Source organism: Aeoliella fuhlenseeensis, from assembly GCF_052161615.1.
GTDB lineage: Bacteria > Planctomycetota > Planctomycetia > Pirellulales > Lacipirellulaceae > Aeoliella.
The window spans coordinates 3,519,527-3,538,117 of record NZ_CP197417.1 but is presented as its reverse complement, the minus strand read 5'-3'; the positions used below and the strand labels follow the sequence as shown (position 1 = coordinate 3,538,117).

Annotated in this window: 17 protein-coding genes, 1 tRNA gene and 1 riboswitch; of the genes, 8 read left to right on the top strand and 10 right to left on the bottom strand. The window is 60.5% G+C overall.

What is annotated here, in order from left to right:
* Nucleotides 1–113: 113 nt before the first annotated feature.
* The 3 genes from cpaB to SH292x_RS14010 form a co-directional block, all read right to left on the bottom strand.
* Nucleotides 114–1,181, bottom strand: a complete 1,068-nt coding sequence (gene cpaB, locus SH292x_RS14020; RefSeq protein ID WP_442481636.1) for a Flp pilus assembly protein CpaB — start codon at nucleotides 1,179–1,181, stop codon at nucleotides 114–116.
* Nucleotides 1,182–1,665: 484 nt separating this feature from the next.
* Complete coding sequence (locus SH292x_RS14015) at nucleotides 1,666–2,241, bottom strand: A24 family peptidase (RefSeq protein WP_442481635.1); 576 nt, start codon at nucleotides 2,239–2,241, stop codon at nucleotides 1,666–1,668.
* A gap of 261 nt (nucleotides 2,242–2,502) precedes the next feature.
* Nucleotides 2,503–2,679: a Flp family type IVb pilin gene (locus tag SH292x_RS14010; protein ID WP_442481634.1), complete on the bottom strand. Its 177-nt coding sequence runs from the start codon at nucleotides 2,677–2,679 to the stop codon at nucleotides 2,503–2,505.
* A 224-nt stretch (nucleotides 2,680–2,903) separates the two neighbouring features.
* Nucleotides 2,904–2,979, bottom strand: a riboswitch (cyclic di-GMP riboswitch).
* A 333-nt stretch (nucleotides 2,980–3,312) separates the two neighbouring features.
* Here SH292x_RS14010 and SH292x_RS14005 point away from each other — a divergent pair.
* Entirely contained in the window at nucleotides 3,313–4,191 is an 879-nt protein-coding gene (locus tag SH292x_RS14005) for a hypothetical protein (RefSeq protein WP_442481633.1), read from the top strand.
* Nucleotides 4,188–5,204 carry a DUF362 domain-containing protein gene (locus SH292x_RS14000; RefSeq protein WP_442481632.1) on the top strand — a complete coding sequence of 339 codons (1,017 nt, stop codon included), beginning with the start codon at nucleotides 4,188–4,190 and terminating at the stop codon, nucleotides 5,202–5,204. The genes SH292x_RS14005 and SH292x_RS14000 overlap by 4 nt, the downstream gene beginning before the upstream one ends.
* Before the next feature lie 15 nt (nucleotides 5,205–5,219).
* Here the strand turns inward: SH292x_RS14000 and SH292x_RS13995 are convergent, their stop codons facing one another.
* Together SH292x_RS13995 and SH292x_RS13990 are read right to left on the bottom strand one after the other, a co-directional pair.
* Nucleotides 5,220–6,584, bottom strand: coding sequence for an MFS transporter (locus tag SH292x_RS13995; protein ID WP_442481631.1), 1,365 nt, complete (start codon nucleotides 6,582–6,584; stop codon nucleotides 5,220–5,222).
* 137 nt (nucleotides 6,585–6,721) lie between these two features.
* Nucleotides 6,722–6,794, bottom strand: a tRNA-Ala gene (locus SH292x_RS13990).
* A gap of 137 nt (nucleotides 6,795–6,931) precedes the next feature.
* Between SH292x_RS13990 and SH292x_RS13985 the strand changes: the two genes are divergently transcribed.
* Complete coding sequence (locus SH292x_RS13985; RefSeq protein ID WP_442481630.1) at nucleotides 6,932–7,963, top strand: lysylphosphatidylglycerol synthase transmembrane domain-containing protein; 1,032 nt, start codon at nucleotides 6,932–6,934, stop codon at nucleotides 7,961–7,963.
* On the opposite strand, the gene SH292x_RS13980 is transcribed toward SH292x_RS13985, so the two are convergent.
* On the bottom strand, nucleotides 7,964–8,869 hold the full coding sequence (locus SH292x_RS13980; protein ID WP_442481629.1) for a hypothetical protein: 906 nt from the start codon (nucleotides 8,867–8,869) through the stop codon (nucleotides 7,964–7,966).
* Between the two features lie 103 nt (nucleotides 8,870–8,972).
* Entirely contained in the window at nucleotides 8,973–10,487 is a 1,515-nt protein-coding gene (locus tag SH292x_RS13975; RefSeq protein WP_442481628.1) for a PQQ-dependent sugar dehydrogenase, read from the bottom strand.
* Nucleotides 10,488–10,595: 108 nt separating this feature from the next.
* Between SH292x_RS13975 and SH292x_RS13970 the strand changes: the two genes are divergently transcribed.
* Together SH292x_RS13970 and SH292x_RS13965 are read left to right on the top strand one after the other, a co-directional pair.
* Nucleotides 10,596–11,264 carry a hypothetical protein gene (locus SH292x_RS13970; RefSeq protein WP_442481627.1) on the top strand — a complete coding sequence of 223 codons (669 nt, stop codon included), beginning with the start codon at nucleotides 10,596–10,598 and terminating at the stop codon, nucleotides 11,262–11,264.
* A 44-nt stretch (nucleotides 11,265–11,308) separates the two neighbouring features.
* Nucleotides 11,309–11,665 carry a hypothetical protein gene (locus SH292x_RS13965; protein WP_442481626.1) on the top strand — a complete coding sequence of 119 codons (357 nt, stop codon included), beginning with the start codon at nucleotides 11,309–11,311 and terminating at the stop codon, nucleotides 11,663–11,665.
* 96 nt (nucleotides 11,666–11,761) lie between these two features.
* Here SH292x_RS13965 and SH292x_RS13960 read toward each other — a convergent pair whose 3' ends face one another.
* Nucleotides 11,762–13,303, bottom strand: coding sequence for a YifB family Mg chelatase-like AAA ATPase (locus SH292x_RS13960; RefSeq protein WP_442481625.1), 1,542 nt, complete (start codon nucleotides 13,301–13,303; stop codon nucleotides 11,762–11,764).
* 304 nt (nucleotides 13,304–13,607) lie between these two features.
* Here SH292x_RS13960 and SH292x_RS13955 point away from each other — a divergent pair, with 304 nt between their 5' ends.
* The 3 genes from SH292x_RS13955 to SH292x_RS13945 all read left to right on the top strand — a co-directional run bounded on the left by SH292x_RS13955 (nucleotide 13,608) and on the right by SH292x_RS13945 (nucleotide 16,581).
* Nucleotides 13,608–14,237, top strand: a complete 630-nt coding sequence (locus SH292x_RS13955) for a hypothetical protein (RefSeq protein WP_442481624.1) — start codon at nucleotides 13,608–13,610, stop codon at nucleotides 14,235–14,237.
* Nucleotides 14,238–14,303: 66 nt separating this feature from the next.
* The gene (locus tag SH292x_RS13950) at nucleotides 14,304–15,341 is read left to right on the top strand and encodes a tetratricopeptide repeat protein (protein ID WP_442481623.1); all 1,038 of its coding nucleotides are present in this window, start codon (nucleotides 14,304–14,306) and stop codon (nucleotides 15,339–15,341) included.
* Nucleotides 15,342–15,492: 151 nt separating this feature from the next.
* Nucleotides 15,493–16,581, top strand: coding sequence for a hypothetical protein (locus tag SH292x_RS13945; protein WP_442481622.1), 1,089 nt, complete (start codon nucleotides 15,493–15,495; stop codon nucleotides 16,579–16,581).
* A 5-nt stretch (nucleotides 16,582–16,586) separates the two neighbouring features.
* Here SH292x_RS13945 and SH292x_RS13940 read toward each other — a convergent pair whose 3' ends face one another.
* Together SH292x_RS13940 and rsmH are read right to left on the bottom strand one after the other, a co-directional pair.
* Nucleotides 16,587–16,991 (bottom strand): hypothetical protein, encoded by a 405-nt coding sequence (locus SH292x_RS13940; protein WP_442481621.1) that lies wholly within the window; start codon nucleotides 16,989–16,991, stop codon nucleotides 16,587–16,589.
* An 81-nt stretch (nucleotides 16,992–17,072) separates the two neighbouring features.
* Nucleotides 17,073–17,951, bottom strand: coding sequence for a 16S rRNA (cytosine(1402)-N(4))-methyltransferase RsmH (rsmH, locus tag SH292x_RS13935; protein WP_442481620.1), 879 nt, complete (start codon nucleotides 17,949–17,951; stop codon nucleotides 17,073–17,075).
* Nucleotides 17,952–18,591: the final 640 nt, after the last annotated feature.

Genomic DNA, 18,591 nt, shown 5'->3' with positions numbered 1-18,591 from the left:
GCCACCACGCGCAGGCGCGATGACCTCCCCCCTTTAGTTCACGCTAGAGACAGCTCACCAATCCCTGGCTTGCCTTTCCTGCGTGGGCGATCACATGGATCGCCGTAAGTAACTCAACGCTGAAAGTCGATCGGAAACTCCGATCCAAATTCCTTCTCCAGTTCTTCCAGATTGGGCTGGTCGGGCTGGGTTGGCGAAGGAGTCGTTGTGCTGGCGGGCACTGCGGGTACTTGCAGAGCGCTCGCCGGCTTGGTCGTCGAACCATTATCGCGAATGGGCTTCCCCGTCTTCGGGTCGAATTCCACTTCGCGCATCTGCTCGGCTTCGAGAATCGTCATCACGAACGGCGGCTTTTCATCCTGGGCCTTCTTCACTTGGGCCATCAAGCCACTCAGGAAGCCTTCACCAGGTGCTGCTTGAGCCGTCGCCGGGCCTTGTTCTTTCTTACGCGTGTTGTGCGAGTCGCGATCGCCGAAAAGAACGCTGAGGTCCATCTCGGTATCGTCGGTCACCGCTTCATCGCCGGGGCTACGCGGAATCAGGTTCAGCGTACCCACCTGCTCGGCGAGGGCTATCTTATTGGCTTGTTCGGGCGTGAGCAGCAGCGACACGGTTTTGGCGATGCTGCGATCTTCGCCACCTTCGGACGCACGCTGCACCGTCTGGTCAACGGCGTAGATGCGGATGTTCTGTAGAATCACCTTGGTCCGAGCAACATTAAAGCCTTGCTGCGGATTTCGGCCCACAAACAACTGAATGTCCACGCGATCGCCAGGGCTCAATAGACCCGCGGCACTCTTCTCGGCGTCCACCGAGATCGTCTTCAGACGCATGCCAGGCGGGATGCTGCCGATGGGGTCGTGTACCTCGCCCTCGGCCATTAGCTTGCCTTCGAGAATCGGCTCGCCTTGATAGATCGTGGTGCGAGGACGACGGCTTTCCAGCTCGTCGAGCGACTTGATCGCTCCTGGCGGAACCTTGCCCTTCGGCCAGTCGTGCAGCGAAACCATCGAAGGCTCGATGGGATCGTTGAGATTGATGTTAACGTTCGCCACGTAGATTGGCTCGGTTTCGTAGCCAACTACGGTTTCCTTCTTCTCCATTACCTGGCTAATTCCGATCGAGGCCACGAGGCCGCAACCGAGCGCAAGCGCGAGCAGTAAGAGTGACTTTGGTCGCATCGGACCCCCCTACAGGTAATGCAGCTCGACGACGGAAGTGTGTCGCCAAGCAAGGTTCTTGTTAGGCGGCGTGACCACCCACTGCGCGGCGGCGCAGTTTGGGAACCTTGTCGCTAACTTCGGCAAGATCGTCACATCCGGTCCAGTAAAATGTCTAAGCGGTGAATGCTAGCAGCGACTTGGTTCATGAATTGCTAACTACAGAGCTCACGGAGAACTCAGAGGCAGAAACATCCAAACAATAATCGTTGCGGCAATCGGTAGTACTGCTCAACTGCAAACTTTTCACGGTTCTCACGCAATGGCGCCAAGACGCAAAGCATGGCCTGCGATTGCTATCGTCCGGATGCTAGACCTCATCGGACCTCTGGCGGTGCTGACGGTAGTCACAATCCAAGTCCGGTTGCCTTGCTATCCGGCCATCAACCCTCTGCGCTCTCTGTGAACTCTGTGGTTAACTAACTTTGCATACTGGGGTGGGTTACTACGCCAGCAGTCCGGCCCAGCCGAAGTACATGATGGTGCCAATCGCAATCGGAATACCGTAGGGCAAGAGCCGCATCGAGGGTTTACGCTCGGCGGCAATTGCGGCGAGCTTTTCGGGATCGCGGATCGTGCAGATCTCGTTCCAGATGCTCCAGAACTGAGCCTGGTGCTTCTGCCATGTGCCGCTGAGCAGCACCATCGCGACCGCCAGCACACCACCAACAATCGTGGCAATGGCGAACGAGTACAGGGTGACTTCGACCCACATCCAAGCGCCTATGCCGGCCATCATCTTCACGTCGCCGGCACCCATGCCACCGATGGCATAAGCAGGCAGCAACACGGCGAGTCCGACCACGGTGCCCATCAGGCTGTAGGTGAGGCCTTCCCAACCGGGGTAGGCACTCAGGGTATAGCTGTAGATCCAGCCCGTGACGATCATCGGGTAGGTGAGGTTGTTCGGCACGCGGAGTTGAATGCCGTCGATCACCGCCATCACCACGATGGTCACCGTGACCAGCCAGACGTGCCAGTTGGTCGCGAGCGCTTCTTGCCAGTAAGCCAAGTCAAACATGGGAGTATCTCACAATAGATCGTGGTGAACGTGTCGGTGAACTTGCCGTTGCGCGGTCGTAGCTTTCGCGCCCGCACGTGGAAACATAGCTCACGAAGTTGGGACGTGTTTGCTACTTGCCGGGTGATTGGGGAACTTAGTTCGCCGGGCAAAAAGTCGTCATAACCGCTCTACCACGAAAAAATCCCCCTCGCCGGCGGACCGACGAGGGGGATGTCGACAACAATAGGGAACCGTAAGGTCCGAGCCCTGCGGAGGGGACTAGCTGGCCAATTCGGTGGCGACCGACTCAAAGGTCGTATTGGCGTTGGTGCCGATCGAACGAATCGCTGTCAAGCAGACGATCACGATCAGGGCAAGCATCACCGCGTACTCAACAGCGGTGGGGCCATCTTCCGACTTGAGGAACTGTTGTACTTTCTGAGCAAACTTCTTCATAGCATCCTCCGGGTCTCGGTGGTGGCGGTAAAGCCAACACCCTAAAGTTGTCAGGAGTGGTATAACTCCCGGTTGACGGCCTCGCGGTAGTACCCCTAACGCAACGTGCGGTAGGGCGAGCCTGGGTGTACTGCCATCGGGCCAAACATTACTTGCGCTTGCGTACCATTGCTGTCGTCAATCGCTTCCTGCAAGCGACCGCCTTACGGCGGCAGCCATCTTCCTTCGGTAACCAGGCTACCAGCGAACTGGCCCTTGGCTTTGCGTCCCAGCCTCACGACTGGTTTGCCTTTGTCGAGAATGATGACGCAACAGGCTCTTAATCGGCGGGGTCACAATTCGCCGTAGCGAATCGAAAGGTGTTAGATATAACGGGATAAGTTTTACGATAAGTCTTCTGTTCGTTTGCTGCGTTTCTTTCGAAGTGAGCAGGTCGAACACTTGAAACCTATGTCAGTTTTCCTTGATGTCAAACCAAGCGGCTAAGTTTTTTTGCGGTGCCGGGTTCTACAGGGAAAAAGGACAATAGTCGCTGGTGGATTGAACTCTGCAGTTCGCTCCGCCAGCCGCTGGCCCCGCGTTCGCGTGACCTATTCTTATCTAGCACGCCATTTCATCCGGTGCTGGATAAAGATGATCGAACACGTCCTCGACCAACTCGAAACCCTAACGCCCGGCGGATACGCAACCGGTGGTACGGCTACTGCCGAGCCTACCGCTTGGGCCGCCTTGGCGCTCGCTCGTGCGGGTCGTAACGATTCTGCCGAGCGCGCAGCCCGCTGGCTCGCGATCCGGCAACAACATAATGGCGCAGTGCCGGCCAGCGCCACGGCGGACGGCCCTTACTGGACCACCAGCCTGGCGGTAATGGCTTGGCACGAATCGAACCCCGAGTTGTTCGAAGCCGAGATCGCGGCGGCAGTTCGCTGGTTGCTCGCCGATAAGGGGGACGCTCCCGCGAGAAAGGCTCATATCGGTCACGACACATCGATAGTGGGCTGGAGCTGGGCGATCGGCACCCATTCTTGGCTCGAGCCGACTTCGTTTGCGACCATGGCCTTGAAACAAGCTGGTTACGCCGATCACCCTCGCACTCGCGAAGCCGTCCGCTTGCTGGTCGATCGCTTGCTCCCCGCCGGCGGTGCGAACTATGGCAACACGATCGTTCTCGGACAAGAACTTCTGCCGCACCTGCAACCTTCGGCCATCGCCATGCAAGCGCTTGCGGGCGAAGAGCTGGACGATCCTCGAATCGAACGCAGCCTCACGTACATCGAACAACAACTAGCCGTGCCGACCGGCGTCACCTCGCTCGCCCACGCTTTGATGGCACTCGCTGCTTGGAAACGCTCCCCCGCCAATTTCGAGGAACTGGTGGCCGAAGCCCTTGAGCGGCGAGGAGTTTGGGTCAGCACCTACAAGCTCGCCCTGCTCGCTCTCGCGCAAATGGCCTGTTCGCAAGCACCAGCGTTGAGCTACCCCGAACCCCAACTGGCTGAGCCGGCACTATGAGCACTGCGCCATCCAATCTCGATCGCCGCACGGTGCTCACCGCTGGTGTCGCAGGTGCTGCCACTCTCCTTAGTGGCGCTGCGCTGTTCGACTGGTTGAAGCCCAGGGCAAACGTGTTTGTGGCACGCAACCAACGTTACGACGGTTCGCTGGTCGCGACGATTCGCGATGGCCTCGTTGCCTCGGGGGTCGATCTCAAACGACTTGCTGGCCGACACGTACTGCTCAAGCCGAACTTGGTCGAGCCCGATCGCAGTCGACCGCAGATGACCACGAACCCCGCGATGATCGTCGCGGCCGCCGAAGTGTTCCGCCAAGCGGGTGCTCAGGTTGCTGTTGGCGAGGGACCGGGGCACGTTCGCGACACCGAGATGGCGCTCATCGAATCGGGCGTCGGCGAAGCGCTGGCTGATGGCGGGCTGGAGTTTCGCGATCTCAACTACGAGGACGTTGCGTGGCGAGCCAATCGAGGCCGCCGATCGAAGTTACGCGGGTTCTGGTTGCCACAGAGCGTTGTCGAGGCCGATCTGGTGGTTTCGATGCCCAAGATGAAAACGCATCACTGGGTTGGCGTCACGTGCAGCATGAAAAACTTCTACGGCGTGCTGCCCGGTATCAAGTACGGCTGGCCCAAGAACGTACTGCATCACAACGGCATTCCGGAAACCGTCGCCGACATCAACGCGACGCTGCCGCGGACTATCGCGATTGTCGATGGCATCGAATGCATGGAAGGCGACGGACCCATTCTCGGAACGTCGAAGCACATGGGCCTCGTGCTCGTCGGCAATAGCTTGGCGTCGGTCGATGCCACGGCGGCACGAATCATGGATCTCGACCCCATGCAGATTGGCTACTTGAAACTAGCCACCCGAAAGCTTGGTCCGCTCGACGATGCATCGATTGAGCAGCGGGGCGAGTCGTGGCAGTCGGTCGCGTCGCCGTTCCAGATGCTGGACGAGCCTCACTTGCGACCGCTGCGTGCCGCTAACTACGGTCCAGCGGTGACTTGAACGCGGCGAAGTGTCTCAATCCGCTTCGTCGTGCACCATCTGCCCCGGCATGACTTCGCGCTTGAAGCCCATCAGCGCCCAGAACAATACCAGCGATACGGCGCTCCCTGCGGCTGCTACCAGGAAGAACGACCGCCAGTCGTAGGGCGGAACGTCGACTCCGGCGGGTGTTAAGAACACCGACTGCATGGCGCCCGAAAACAGCGAGCCCACGAGGTGCCCCAGCCCCGACGTCACCAGTGCCAGCAGACCTTGCGCGGCGCTTTGCGTCTCGGGCGTGGCGGCGTGGTCGACGTAAATGAAAGCCGTGATGTAGACGAACACGTAGCAAAAGCCGTGCACCAAGATCGCGGTGTAGACAAGCAGCAACGGCAAACCCGCGGGTCCGCCGAACACCAGGCACAGGTAGCGAACGATCCACGCGATCACGCCAATCACAAACACCCGCTTAGGCCCCCAGCGGTAGAGCAACAGAGGCAGGATAAGCATGCAGACGATCTCGACCATCTGCCCCATCGACAACTTGGTTGCCGCGTGCTTGATGCCAATGTTGTTGAGGTACAAGTTGGCGAACATCGTGTAGAACTGCGCGCAGATCGTTGCACAGAAACAAACCAGCAAGAATCGAATGAGTCGCGGATTGCTCGCCACCATCTTCGCACAGCCATCCAGCAGGTTCCGCCAGCTTGTGCCACGGCTCAATGGATGAGTTTCCGGCAGCGTTAGCGAATACGCCGCTGCCACCAAGTGGCCGGCCACCGCGAGCCACAAGGGCCAGAGCGACGCCTCGACCTTTTCCGACGGCACTCCCCACCACCATGGGACGATGCTGCCGACCATCCACATGGCGATGATCCACCCAATGGTGCCACTCGCGCGGACGACCGGAAAGTAATTCTTCGCCTTCGCCAAATGGCGTAGCGAGATGCTGTAGCTGAGCGTGAGCGCCGGCGCCGAGAACTGGTAGTAGGCGATCATCGCGAACAGGAACAGCCACTGATTGCGGAGTGAGCAAAGCAAGATCAGCATCGCCGCGCAGGCGATATTCACCAGGGAGATCATCCGCTCGGTGCGGAACCAGCTATCCGCGAGCGCCCCGAACAAGAGCGGCGATGCGAGCGCCCCGAGAGCACTCGCCACGCCCGAGATGCCCACGAACGAGGAGTCGAACATCCCGTTGCCGGACGACTCGGTGTTCGCCCCGATGTAGGTGCTGAGCGTGACCGTCCACAACCCCGGCGGCAGGAATTGGAGCAACATTCCCAGCGACAGTCGGCCGACCAGCACCTTGGAGACGGTGGGCGGGGTCGTGGCCGTAGGGCTGGGGGCCGCCAATTCCACGGCTTCGGCGAGGGGCGGCGGCTGGACTGGTTCGCTCACGGCCGGCCGCGGTGCGGAAAACTAGCCAAGAAAAAATGCCGCACCCACCGAGGACGCGGCAATTAGAATATGTTCTACCGGGCGTCCGCCGGCCCCTGTGGACCTGCGGCACCTCGGCCCCGCCTGATAGAAAAAAGTGGAGGATAGCGGGCTCGAACCGCTGACCTTTTGGCTGCCAGCCAAACGCTCTCCCAACTGAGCTAATCCCCCGACGTGCGGGATGCCGACGACCTTCGGCCGCCAGCACTGTTACAGTATGTTTACGTGGACGCCCCCGATTGTCAACGGCCGGTGCGGCTACTTCCAGCTTGTCCAAATCTCGGCGAAAAATCGCCCGTTTGCCCATCATGTCACCAGCAATTCGCCGGCAACTCAAGTCCGCGGCCAAACTCGCACTTGGCTTGGGCATCGTGGCGTACCTCGTTTATCAGGCGCAGGCCCACCAGAAGTTTGAGGAAATTCTGTACGGGCCCAAAAACTGGCCCATGCTGGCGACGTCTCTACTGTGTGTGACAACGGCAATCGTGCTCGGGTTCATGCGCTGGTACCTTTTGGTTCGGGCGGTCGGGTTGCCGTTCACCCTATCCGACGCCCTGCGGCTCGGATCCTTGGGGTTCGCCCTCAACTTCGTGGGGCCGGGTGGCGTCGGGGGCGATCTGTTCAAGAGCGTTGCCTTGGCCCGCGAGCATCGCCGGCGCAAGACCGAGGCCGTGGCGACCGTCATCGCCGACCGGTTGATCGGGCTGTTCGCCCTGCTGATCGTTACCAGCACCGCCATTCTCGCAACAGGCTTGCTTTTCGATTCATCCGCCAGTGGGGCGCTCCGAACTCTCGCCACGATGACAGTGCTGGCGCTCCTAACCATGGCCGTGTTCGGAGCACTGTTCATGGCCCCCAGCCGAATCAGCGAGAAGGCCGCCCAACTCTTCGGCCGGCTTCCGCTGGTGGGTGGGATCGTGGGTAGCTTGTTCGTTTCGTGCCAAGTGATGAGCCGTCGGCCGGAACGTTTACTACCAGCGATTGCGATGGCCATCGTGGGACATCTGCTCCTTGTGCTATCGTTCTACACCGTGGCAGTAGCGTTACCCTTCGAGCACCCGACCATGAGCCAACACTTCTGCATTGTCCCGCTCGCCGAGACAGCGGGTGCGATACCGGCAACGCCGGGAGGGCTTGGCACGACCGAGACAGCACTCGCCTTCCTGTACAAGTCGGTTGGGTATCAGTTCGATGTCGGAATGATCGTCGCGCTCGGACAGCGGCTCGTCATGATGACGCTCGGCGTCGTAGCGATTGGCTATTTTCTGACGCAGCGCAAGCAAGTAGACGCGGCGCTTCACGAAGCCGAGGCCAAAGTAGCGGCCGAGAACGCCGCTTAGCTACTTCGCGATCACTTCGCCATTCGAAATCAGCTTGCGACCATTCGATTGGAACGCAGGGGCCGGGCCATTCGCAGCCACGTCGCAATCGACCAGGTCAAGTTCGCCAAAGCCTTCGGTGCGGACCTGAACGCGACCGTTGTCGTAGAAGTTGCCTCGGACGACTTCCACGCGCGAAACCCCGCCGACGCTTATTCCCGCGCGGCCGTTGGCACGACTTTCGATATCGGTCAACTCGCAGTGACGGACGAGCTCGTGGGCATTGAATCCATCTTGCTGAAAGCCCTGCACGACGAGGTTTTCAATTCGTACGTGCTCGACGTTGTAAAGCGTAACACCTGTTTGGAGACCCGCGTGGCGGAGCGAGTACTCGTCGGGAATACCATTCCCCTCGGTACGGAAATAAAGCAGACCATCGAACAAAGCCCAGTTCAGCGGTTCGATGTGGGCCGTGTCGTGCTTCGAGTAGATGACGTTGCGGGCGAGAGGCTTGCCATCGCTAAACATCTGCTGGTAGGTCAGCCGGCGGGGACGCATAGCGAAGACGTTTCCCCCCACGTTCCGCCAAGCATTCGGTGCTGCCTCGACGGTGCCATCGAGCGTCGCGCCGTTGCCATCAATCACGAACGGAGCATCCGGGAAGCCACTATGGTGCGGCCCCATCAAGCAGATCATCTCGCGATAAGGCGTGCCAGTGTTTTCCAGCACGATGCGATCACCCCGCTTCGCTAGGATCAAGGCAACATCGATCGTCCTTAGCGGACCATTCTCAGCCTCGGGCTCAGGCGTCAGGCCGGTTGCCTGATCGCTGCCAAGTTGGTTATTGACGTAATACGTATCGCCGAAGCTCGATGCGGAGAACGCGACGCACAACAACAGGGGTATAAATGGGGAGCGAATTCGCATCGGACGCCTCTTGAAACGGGGGCACTGCGCGGACCGGTAGTCCTCCAGCAGCATCGGCGTCCCCGAGTTGCGGATTGAGTGCGAACTACTTGCCGCTGGCGTGCTAGCACCTCCGCTGGCCATACAACCAAAACAAACCCACTAGAATGCCACACGCCGCTAGCGAGGTTGGTTCCGGAATCTGCGATGTTTCCACTGCGGCAAAGCTACCGAATTCGGCCCCCAAGTTGTCTCGCCACACAGTGTAGTCGGCCAAGTCGACGACGCCATCGCCATTGCCATCGGTGTCGAGTGAATCCAAACTGCCGAAGTCCTGCTTCCACACCTCATAATCAGCGGCGTCCACCAAGCGGTCGCCATTGAAGTCGCCCGGCATCGTGGCGTCGGTGACGATTCGAAAAATATCGCCCCCGCGAGCCACTACGTAGAGATTGCCGTACGAGTCTTCGCCGAACGAAGTGATCGTACTTCGCGAGCCAACGTCGGGGGTTAGCAGCGTGTCGAGATTGAGGAGTTGATCGACGGCGGTCCCCTCATCGTCTCCGTCGCGGTAAAACGACCAGATGTGATTGTTGACCGTGTCGCCGAAGAAATAGCGACCATCGACTTCTGGATCGGGGCCGCGATAGACGTAGCCACCAACGACCGAGTTACCACCAAACGGTCCCACGCCATTGGAAAGGTAATCGTACACCGGACCGACGTAGCCAGGTGGTTCTGGACCTCCGACGGAATTAGGAGTTGCGATGTTTCCCTCGCGAAGTCGCCATCCGTAATTCTCACCACCCTCGCTGTCGCCGGGCTGGAAGTCAATTTCTTCGCGAGTTCCTTGGCCTACGTCCCCAATCCAGAGGTCGCCAGTCTGCCGATCGAAACTCGCCCGCCACGGGTTCCGAAGTCCATAGGTCCAGATCTCACCCAGCGTGCTCGCGTTGCCATCGTTCGCAAACGGGTTGTCGGTGGGAATCGCGAAGTTCTCATTCGTGTCGGTGAAGTCATCGCCATCGACGTCGATGCGCAGCATCTTGCCGAGTCGCGTGTTGAGGCTCTGACCTCGATTGTTGGGATCGTTGCCCGAACCACCGTCGCCGGACGAAATGTAAAGCATGCCGTCGTTGGGAGAGAAGCCCAACCATCCGCCATTGTGGTTGTCGAAGTCCTGCACGAAGCTAAGGATGGGGCGGCGTGACGCGGCGCTCGCGACGAGACTTTCGCCGGGTGACGCCACGGTGAACTCATCCACTCGCGTCCGGTCGGTACCTCCGCCGGGTGGATTGATGTAGTTGACGTAGAACTTGCCGTTCGTGGCAAAGTCGGGGTGAAACGCGAGCCCCAAAAGTCCTTCTTCGTCCCCGCCATGCTCGACGAGCGATTGAATGTCCAGCAGAGGTGTGGAGGCAATCGCGCCGGTGTGCCGGTTGAACACACGGACGAGGCCCTCTTGTTCCACCACGAAAAGGTTGTCGGAGTCTCCCGGCGCATGAGTGACGAACACCGGTGAATCGAACCCCGTCGCTACCCGCTCAAGGCCGGTAACCTCGCCAAGCACCCGCGGGCAGAGTAGCGTCAGCGAAACGGCGGTCAGCAACCAAGCGAGTAGAACCAGGCGGTTTTCCACGGAACGCTCCCAGGCAAACGGATTGGCAGACCCGGCTCAGCATCTCAAAGGCGAGCCGGACTGTGTTGAATAGCAAGTGCGATGCCACCCGCTATAATCGATTCCATCATGCCCGACAATTCCCAACAGATCGCCCGCGTGCTCGAAAAGCTGCTCCGAAATGGTCGTGGCCGCCTGAGCATGGGCTGGCTCATCGTTCTTCTGGTGCTTGCCACGGGCTATTTGCTGGCAGAGCCATCGCTCGAAGCAAGACTGGGTGTCGACCTGCCTGGCGTCCACACGCCCCGGGTGCCCGTCGCGCAGCCAGGCCCGCCTTCCCGCCCCACCGAGCGGCCGCCGGCCCCCGCCTCGGGAACTCGCGTCCCGTCGGCAACGCCGCAGCTGAACGATGTCTTCGTCGAAATCGGCCGCGACTCTTACCGCACACCAGCCGGCCTCGTTTACGGCCGGGGTAGTGCTCATCGGACCCGACTGGCGCACCTGCTCTCGCATACCGAGGACGACCCCAACCGCCCCGGGCAGCACGGCGTGTTCGACGAGACCGATCCCGTGGCGCTCGTGCTGCTGGTGGACGAAGCATATCGCCAGGGCCTTTCGGGCAAGAATGCGGAGCGCGAGCGAGAGGGAAATCGCGAGGTATTTACCGTCGACCTCGGTCGACGGATTGGGTTTATCGGTGGAGAATCCGGCAATCGCAGGCGTCGACCCAGCGCGTCGCACGTGCGTCTGGTGGTCGAAGGCGACCGGTTCATCACGGCGTTTCCGATTCGACCGTAGTCCCATTTATCAATCCTTCGTACGTAAGCATCGCCGAGCGCGCCATGATCAGTCCTTCGGACACTCCACTTCCCGCCACGTACTACATCGGCTTCTGCCGCCAGTGTGGCACCGGACCTCTTGGTCTGCGAACTTGCGGCGATTGTGGTAACGTGCTGGTAGTGTGCGACGAGTGCGACTCGGCATGGGTGGACGGCGAAGTCGACCAACTGCCCGCAACGACTGGTGTCACCACGCTGCCGTGCCCGCATTGCCAAAGCGATGTGTTCGAAGAGCCCGGGCATTGGTCGACCCCAGAAGAGTTGCTCTATTGCCAGTGGCTCAACGACTCCATCGGACGTGGTGACGTGACGGTCCATACTTCGTTAACGCCACCTCCTGAAGACGACTCCGTTGTGTAGGTGGTTTCAGAAGTGTAAGTTGCTTTGGAACTATCAGACGCGTTGCTCCGAGTTGGAACGACCACGGCCCTTACGCTCACCCGCTCGCCGGCCTCACTACTTGTTGAAATAGTTGCGGTCGAGCATGCGATAGTTCACCGCTTCGCTGAGATGTTCGGGACGAATCGTCTCGCTCTGTTCCAGGTCGGCGATGGTTCTCGCTACTCGCAGCACTTTGTCGTGTGCCCGAGCCGAGAGACCCAGTTCGTTGATGCTCTGCCGCAGTAAATTGGTGCAGACTTCGTCGAGCGGGCAGGCTTGGCGAATCTGGCGGGAAGTCATCTGGGCGTTGGTGCGAGTGGCCGACTTCGCAAAGCGTGCGGTCTGCAACTCGCGGGCGCGGGAAACCTCGTCGCGCATGACGCCGCTCGATGTACCATCCTGCTTCGACGCCAACTCCTTGAACGCAACCGCGGGCACTTCGATGTGCAGATCGATTCGGTCGAGCAGCGGACCGCTGATCTTACTCGTGTAGCGCTCGATCTGCGTCACCGTACAATGGCACTCGCGCCGCGGGTCGTTGCGAAAACCGCACGGGCATGGATTGAGCGAAGCGATCAAGATGAAATCGGCAGGGAAAGTCGTCGAAGTGAGCGCGCGGCTGATTGTCACGCACCCATCTTCGAGTGGCTGACGGAGTACTTCGAGCGTTTGGCGGTTGAACTCCGGTAACTCATCGAGAAACAAAACACCGTTGTGCGCTAGAGATATTTCTCCCGGCGCCGGCGTGGATCCGCCACCTACAAGACCGGCGTTGCTAATCGTATGGTGCGGCGAGCGAAACGGGCGCCGCGCCATGAGCGGCTCCCCCGCTTTGAGTCTTCCCACCGCACTATAAATGCGCGTCGTCTCGACCGACTCGTCCGGCGTGAGCTGTGGCAAAATGGTCGGTACCCGCTTCGCCAGCATGGTCTTGCCGCTACCGGGAGGTCCAAGCATCAGAAGATTATGCCCCCCAGCCGCCGCGATGGTGATGGCCCGCTTCGCCATCTCCTGACCGCGTACATCGGCGAAGTCGATGTCGTACCCGCCATGCTCGTCGAAAAGTTCGTGGATCCGACACGGCTCGGGATCGATCTCGATGTTCCCGCCAAAGAACCCAACGGCTTGCGCGAGACTATCGACGGCGATAACTTCCAGCCCCTCGACCACCGCGGCTTCGGGGGCATTTGCCCGCGGAACCACGAGGCCGCAGACCCCTTTTAATCTCGCAGCGGCCATCGCCATCGATAGCACTCCCTTCACAGGGCGCATCGTGCCATCGAGTGCTAGCTCGCCCACCACCGCGTACTCGCCCAGCCGGTCGGACGAAATCTGCCCGCTCCCAGCTAGCACCCCGAGCGCGATCGGCAGGTCGAACGACGCCGCTTGCTTTGGCAGCTCGGCAGGTGCCAAGTTGATTACGACCCGGTCCTGCGGACGGACGTACCCGCTGTTCACCATCGCCCGCTCGATGCGGTGCGTGCTTTCGCGGACCGCCGCTTCCGGTAGGCCTACAAGGATGGTTTTGGGAATCGCGGCCCCGGAAACGTCGACTTCCGCCACGACGGGTAGGGCTTCGATGCCGACGAGGCTAAAGGTATGGATGCGTGCCAGCATGGTTTTCTTTCCCCCCGGCTGTCCTGTTTATGAACTCGCGTACACATTAGCCAACGAGTGCTCACTATGCAAGCATGTACACCGACAAAATCGGAAAATTGTGCTAGCATCCCCCAAAACCCCTAATGGACGAGTGGGTAAGGCAGGAAGAATAAACGTGTCCTACCACAAGTTCCGTAGGTACGGCCCGCAACCAGTCGATAGTTCTACGCAGGGTCGATCTGCGTGCTCGCTGCGCGGGCCGGCCCTAGGCACCTTGGCCACCACACGGACCAACATTCCCAGCTATCTGGGCGAGGACATCATGCAAATCCGTACGATCCGCTTCCTGATTCCGAGCCGCGTCCGATGGGTCGCTGGGTGTGGGCTGCTGCTTGCGTCCCTCGGAGGCACCCCCGCGTCGGGTTTCTGGGGCAACCAGCCAACCGGAAATCAGTGCGGAGCCGGCCAAGGAACCAGCGATTGCATGGAGCACCTGCGGACCGGCTACCACGCCAACGCCTTGTGGCCCTATCCGTATGTTTGCGCTGACCGCGTTTGGGCACGGGAGCCGTTTGAGATCATGACCGCCAATGGCTGGCGGCAGCAAAACCTGCTGGGCGGACATTACTTTGATCCCGAGACCGGCAAGTTGACGCGAGCTGGTGAGCTGAAGGTCTACTGGATCCTTACGCAGTCGCCACCCAATCGCCGTCAAATTTTCGTCGAGCAATCGATGGACGCGGCAGTCACCCAAGATCGGATTGCCCAAGCCCAGTCTTACGCCAGCAGCTTGCCTGTCGACAGCGCTTCGGCTTTGGTGCAGCAAACAGTCGTCCCGAGCCCGGCACGCCCGGCAAGCATGGTGGACGCCGAACGCAATTCGTTCATTCAGAGCCGCCTGCCTGCGGTGTTGCCAGCGAATACTACTACCACCAGTTCGAGTTCGAACTAGCCAGGCGAAGCGTTGCCAGCCGAGCCACGGGCACCGGGGTCGCGCCATTTCCAGGGAGGGAAAGCCGTGCGAAAAGTCTTGTTGTATACGGGTTTGTTCGTCGCCACCGGAGCCACCGCTTACGCTGTGCCCGTCATGAACGGCGGAAGCACCCCCGCGCAGGTCCAGCAGGACGCCGATGGCTGGAAGTTCCCCAAGCTCTGGGGTAAGAAGCAAGAGACACCCGATCCTCAGTTCTTCTACCGCCAGACGAAGCTCGAGCAAACGACCACCCAGAAGTTCACTTCTGCGGTGACCGACAACTCGATGGTTCGCACGGCGAAGGACTGGATGACGCCGGATCCGAAGCGCCCAGGCACGGACGCCACGCCACCTTTCACCACCACCAAGGACTCGAATCGTCCGACGTCGGCGCTGATGGTTTCGATGGCCCAGGTTCGCGAAAAGCAGGGCGACATCGAGGGTGCGCGTCAAACGTACCTTCAAGCTCTTGCTGCCAACCCGAAGAACGTGAAGACCCTTCGCGAGTTGGGCCACTTCGAGGATCGGCAGGGTCAACTGGTCGACGCCGAGAGCTACTACGCCGAAGCCGCCAAGCTCGAACCCACCAACGCGCCGGTGCTCAACGACCTGGCCCTTTGCATGGCTCGGCAGGGCAAGCTCGCTCCGGCGGTTCAGGTGCTGGACCAAGCGATCCGCCTGGAGCCCGGTAAGTCGCTGTACCGCAACAACATGGCGACCGTGCTCATGGAAATGGGCGAGCAGCAGGGAGCCATGCAACATCTGATGTCGGTGCATGCTCCGGCGGTGGCTTATCACAACATGGGCCACTTGCTGGAGAAGGGTGGCCAGACCGAAGCCGCCGCTGCCCACTACGCCGAGGCGTTGCGCTTGGACCCGAGTCTCACGGCGGCTGAAGAAGCGCTGGTGAAGCTGGCTCCGAGCACCGAGGCGAGCACCACGCAGGAAGTGTACGTCGCCCCCGAGGCTCCGCTCGACATGCAAAACACCTGGCCTTCGGAGCCGATCACTCGTCCCGTCACCACTCAAGCGAATCCCGCTGAACCGGAATTCGGCCCGCAGTTGGTCCCGGCGATGGAGTAGCCAGCACACCACCGGCGACTCGACCGCCGGGCTTGCTTGACACGCGACCCTTTGCGTGCGACCGTGGAGCTTGCTCACACCTTGTTGCATTCGTTTATGCAGTGGGCGAATGTGGCAACGCTCTTCATATCGGTGCACGAAAGGGACAGGCATGGTTCGGAAAACTCGTGGCTGCGTTGGTGGCTCGCTACTGTTCTTGTTGGTGACTCTCTTCGCGAGTCCCGTCTCGGCGGACGAGTCGAGCACCCACGGCGAGGAGTACCACAATCTCTGGGCCTCGAACGTCGAGCAGGCGCTCCAGCGCGTTCGCGCAGAAGAGCAATTAGCCACTTCGAACGACCAGCAGGTGCTCGCCGCGGTGCGGGCGAATCTCGCCGCGACGCTAGCTTTGTACGAGTCGCCCGACGAGCCGTTGCCGCCACCCCCGATGCTCGACCGAGTGCCGACCGCGCGAGTCTACCTTGCCGCTGAGGAGCAGGAAGTGCAAAGCAGTCGCTGGCCACGCGAGGAACGCACCCGCCGCGACGACGCACGACCCCGCGAGCAGCGCGAACGCCGCGACGTGGAGTCGGAGAGCGATGACGCGGGTGAGGAATCTCGCGATGATTCCGCGGCACGTCAGCGAGAGGAAATGATCAGCCGGTTCCAGGAAATGCGGCAGCGAATGGAAGGGGGACGCCGGTCCACCCGCAACGACGAACCCGCACGGCTCGCTCCTCCGCACCCGCGAATCGTCAACGCCCTGCAAACGCAGCAGGAGCAACTGGAGCAGCTTTCGACTCGCATCGAGCGTCTCGAACGCCGGCTGCGTGAACTTCAGTCCGAACGCCCCAGAGCCGATCGCGACACCCCGCTCGTCGATCGCGAACTTCCGCGGGATGAGATTCGCGGACGGATCCAAGTCGAAACCCGGCGCCGCGAGCGTCAAATTGACGAAGCTCGCCGCGCTGCCGAAGATGGCCACCGCGATTCCCTAATTTCCCGGCGCGTCGAACTCACTCGCCGAGAGGCTCAAATCACGAACGCTCGAAACGCCGCCCGGATCGCACTCGAACAGGCTCGCCAGAAGGTACAAATCGCTGAACTAGAAGTTCAGCGTAAGTCGCAGGAGCTCGAGCGTCTCGAGCAAGCGACGTCCGAGCTCCGAAGGGAAATGTCTCGGATGTCGGACGAAGAGCGCGCGGTCGACGAAGTTCGTCGGCGGGATCGTCGTTCTGAGCTTCCTCGCGAAACCGAGTAGACCGCCTACTGAAGCGACCCTTCCGACCGGGCGACGTCGAGGTTGTCGCTGGCGCTGCTAGCGGATTCCAGTTCCCAATCAATGGGCAGCGGGTTCCACGATTCGTCTTCGCGGGGCAGCGTCTCTTCGCCTGCGGTTGGAATGATGTCCGATGTCTGCGGGCGGAGTCGGTGCACCTCGACGCTCGGGCTCGTGGTGGCTGGCTCGAGATCCACAGGAGCGACCACGCTGCTGGTTTCGATGTGCGGCGTGTTGCCAGCATCGACCAGCGTTCGCAGAACTCCAAAACCCAGCAGCAGCAGAGCACCCATTACCACGGCGAGTATTCTTCCGTGATTCTGCACACGAAAGTTGCTCGAACGTTGGGTTGGCTGCGTTTCAGGGCGGAGGGTCGCGGGGGTCGACATCATCGGGCGAGGCTCGAACTGGCAGTAAGGGTTAGCCGGGACAACTGGGTCTACGATTTACTATCGGCACGTTCGGCACTTCCGCTACGAAGCGACTCGCTCAGCGGCGCGTATTTTTGCACTTCGCGAACGCGGGTTTCCCGCTTGCTCGCTAGCAGACGCCACCAGCGGCTTCTTCGTAATTACTTGCAGCAGCTCGCTATCACGAAACGCCACCTTCACCATGCGGTCTTCGAGCGAGTGAAAACTAATCACCACCAGCCGACCGCCCGTTGCTAGCAGCGGTGGCATTCGCGTGAGTGCCACCTCCAGGCTACGGAGCTCGTCGTTTACAGCAATTCGCAGCGCTTGGAAAGTGCGAGTTGCTGGATCGATCCGATGATTCTTCGACCGCGGCACCACGCTGCGCACCAGGTCCGCGAGGTCGCCCGCCGTTTCGATCGGTCGCTGGCGGCGACGTTCGACCACCGCGCGGGCGATGCGGCGGCTCATTCGCTCCTCGCCATACTGATAAATAATGTCAGCTAGGTGCTCGGCACTTAGTCGCGACAGCATCTTGCTCGCGGGTTCGCCCACCGTGGGATCGAACCGCAAGTCGAGCGGCCCGTCGGCGTTGAAGCTGAAACCCCGCTCGCGATCCGCCAGTTGGTCGCTCGACAGTCCGAGGTCCAGCAAAATCCCATCGACCCGTTCGATCGCGAGGTCTTCCAGCACCTCGGGCAGGTTGGCGTAGTTGGCGTGCACGGGGGTGACGTTCGTGAGGTCGGCGAGCAGCTCGGTGGTTCGCTCGACGGCTCCCGGATCCCGATCGAGCGAAATCACTCGCCCCGTGGGCCCGACTGCCTGGCTCATGAGCCGCGTGTGCCCACCACCCCCCATCGTGCCATCGACCAGCGTCGCCCCCTCGCGAATCGCGAGCAGCTCAAGCACCTCACCAGGCGTTACGGGAACGTGTTGCGTCATGAATCGAAGCGTCCGAGGGCAAAACTGCCCATTGTAACCGGCGGCGGTGGAGGAGTTAGGGGCTGGGGGCTGGAGGATAGAGACTTGGGACTTGGGAATAAGTAGGTGAGTATCCTTGTGAATCCTGTCATCCTGAGGGAGCCCCGGCGACCGAAGGATCTCGCCCTGGTTTAAGTCCTTGACGTTTCCCCCTTCCCCCTTCCCCATTCCCCCTTCGAAATGTCGCACTTCGCCCGCATTTCATTGAGTGCGACATTACTCGTTTTCGGTCCCGCGGGAGTTTCGTTCTAACTCGTCTTGGCCAAACACTTTGCGAACCGACTCGCGAAGGTCTCGCCGAGAATAAAGTCGCAGGGGTTCCCCGCAGGTGCGACTTTACCCTATTGCTCTCCCCCAAGTCGTCCTGCCGGGACCGACCTATATGTCATTCTGAGGGGAGTAATGCGACCCGAAGAATCTCGCCCCTGATTAAGCCTATTCCAATGGCTAACGAGATCCTTCAGTCGCTAAGGCTCCCTCAGGATGACATCACGGCCCGAACGCACCGCGCGCACGCCGATCCCCCGCCAAGCTCCTCGCCTGTTGCATTCAGCGTAAATTCAAATTGCCAAAGAACATCCGTCCACTCAGTGAGTGAATG

Excerpts from the sequence above, each read along its gene's own strand:
- SH292x_RS14005 (WP_442481633.1), top strand. The coding sequence starts at position 3,313 with ATGATCGAACACGTCCTCGACCAACTCGAAACCCTAACGCCCGGCGGA.
- SH292x_RS14015 (WP_442481635.1), bottom strand. The coding sequence starts at position 2,241 with ATGTTTGACTTGGCTTACTGGCAAGAAGCGCTCGCGACCAACTGGCAC.
- SH292x_RS13960 (WP_442481625.1), bottom strand. The coding sequence starts at position 13,303 with ATGCTGGCACGCATCCATACCTTTAGCCTCGTCGGCATCGAAGCCCTA.
- SH292x_RS13940 (WP_442481621.1), bottom strand. The coding sequence starts at position 16,991 with ATGATGTCGACCCCCGCGACCCTCCGCCCTGAAACGCAGCCAACCCAA.
- SH292x_RS13970 (WP_442481627.1), top strand. The coding sequence starts at position 10,596 with ATGCCCGACAATTCCCAACAGATCGCCCGCGTGCTCGAAAAGCTGCTC.
- rsmH (WP_442481620.1), bottom strand. The coding sequence starts at position 17,951 with ATGACGCAACACGTTCCCGTAACGCCTGGTGAGGTGCTTGAGCTGCTC.
- SH292x_RS14000 (WP_442481632.1), top strand. The coding sequence starts at position 4,188 with ATGAGCACTGCGCCATCCAATCTCGATCGCCGCACGGTGCTCACCGCT.
- SH292x_RS13980 (WP_442481629.1), bottom strand. The coding sequence starts at position 8,869 with ATGCGAATTCGCTCCCCATTTATACCCCTGTTGTTGTGCGTCGCGTTC.
- SH292x_RS14010 (WP_442481634.1), bottom strand. The coding sequence starts at position 2,679 with ATGAAGAAGTTTGCTCAGAAAGTACAACAGTTCCTCAAGTCGGAAGAT.
- SH292x_RS13955 (WP_442481624.1), top strand. The coding sequence starts at position 13,608 with ATGCAAATCCGTACGATCCGCTTCCTGATTCCGAGCCGCGTCCGATGG.
- SH292x_RS13945 (WP_442481622.1), top strand. The coding sequence starts at position 15,493 with ATGGTTCGGAAAACTCGTGGCTGCGTTGGTGGCTCGCTACTGTTCTTG.
- cpaB (WP_442481636.1), bottom strand. The coding sequence starts at position 1,181 with ATGCGACCAAAGTCACTCTTACTGCTCGCGCTTGCGCTCGGTTGCGGC.
- SH292x_RS13985 (WP_442481630.1), top strand. The coding sequence starts at position 6,932 with ATGTCACCAGCAATTCGCCGGCAACTCAAGTCCGCGGCCAAACTCGCA.
- SH292x_RS13965 (WP_442481626.1), top strand. The coding sequence starts at position 11,309 with ATGATCAGTCCTTCGGACACTCCACTTCCCGCCACGTACTACATCGGC.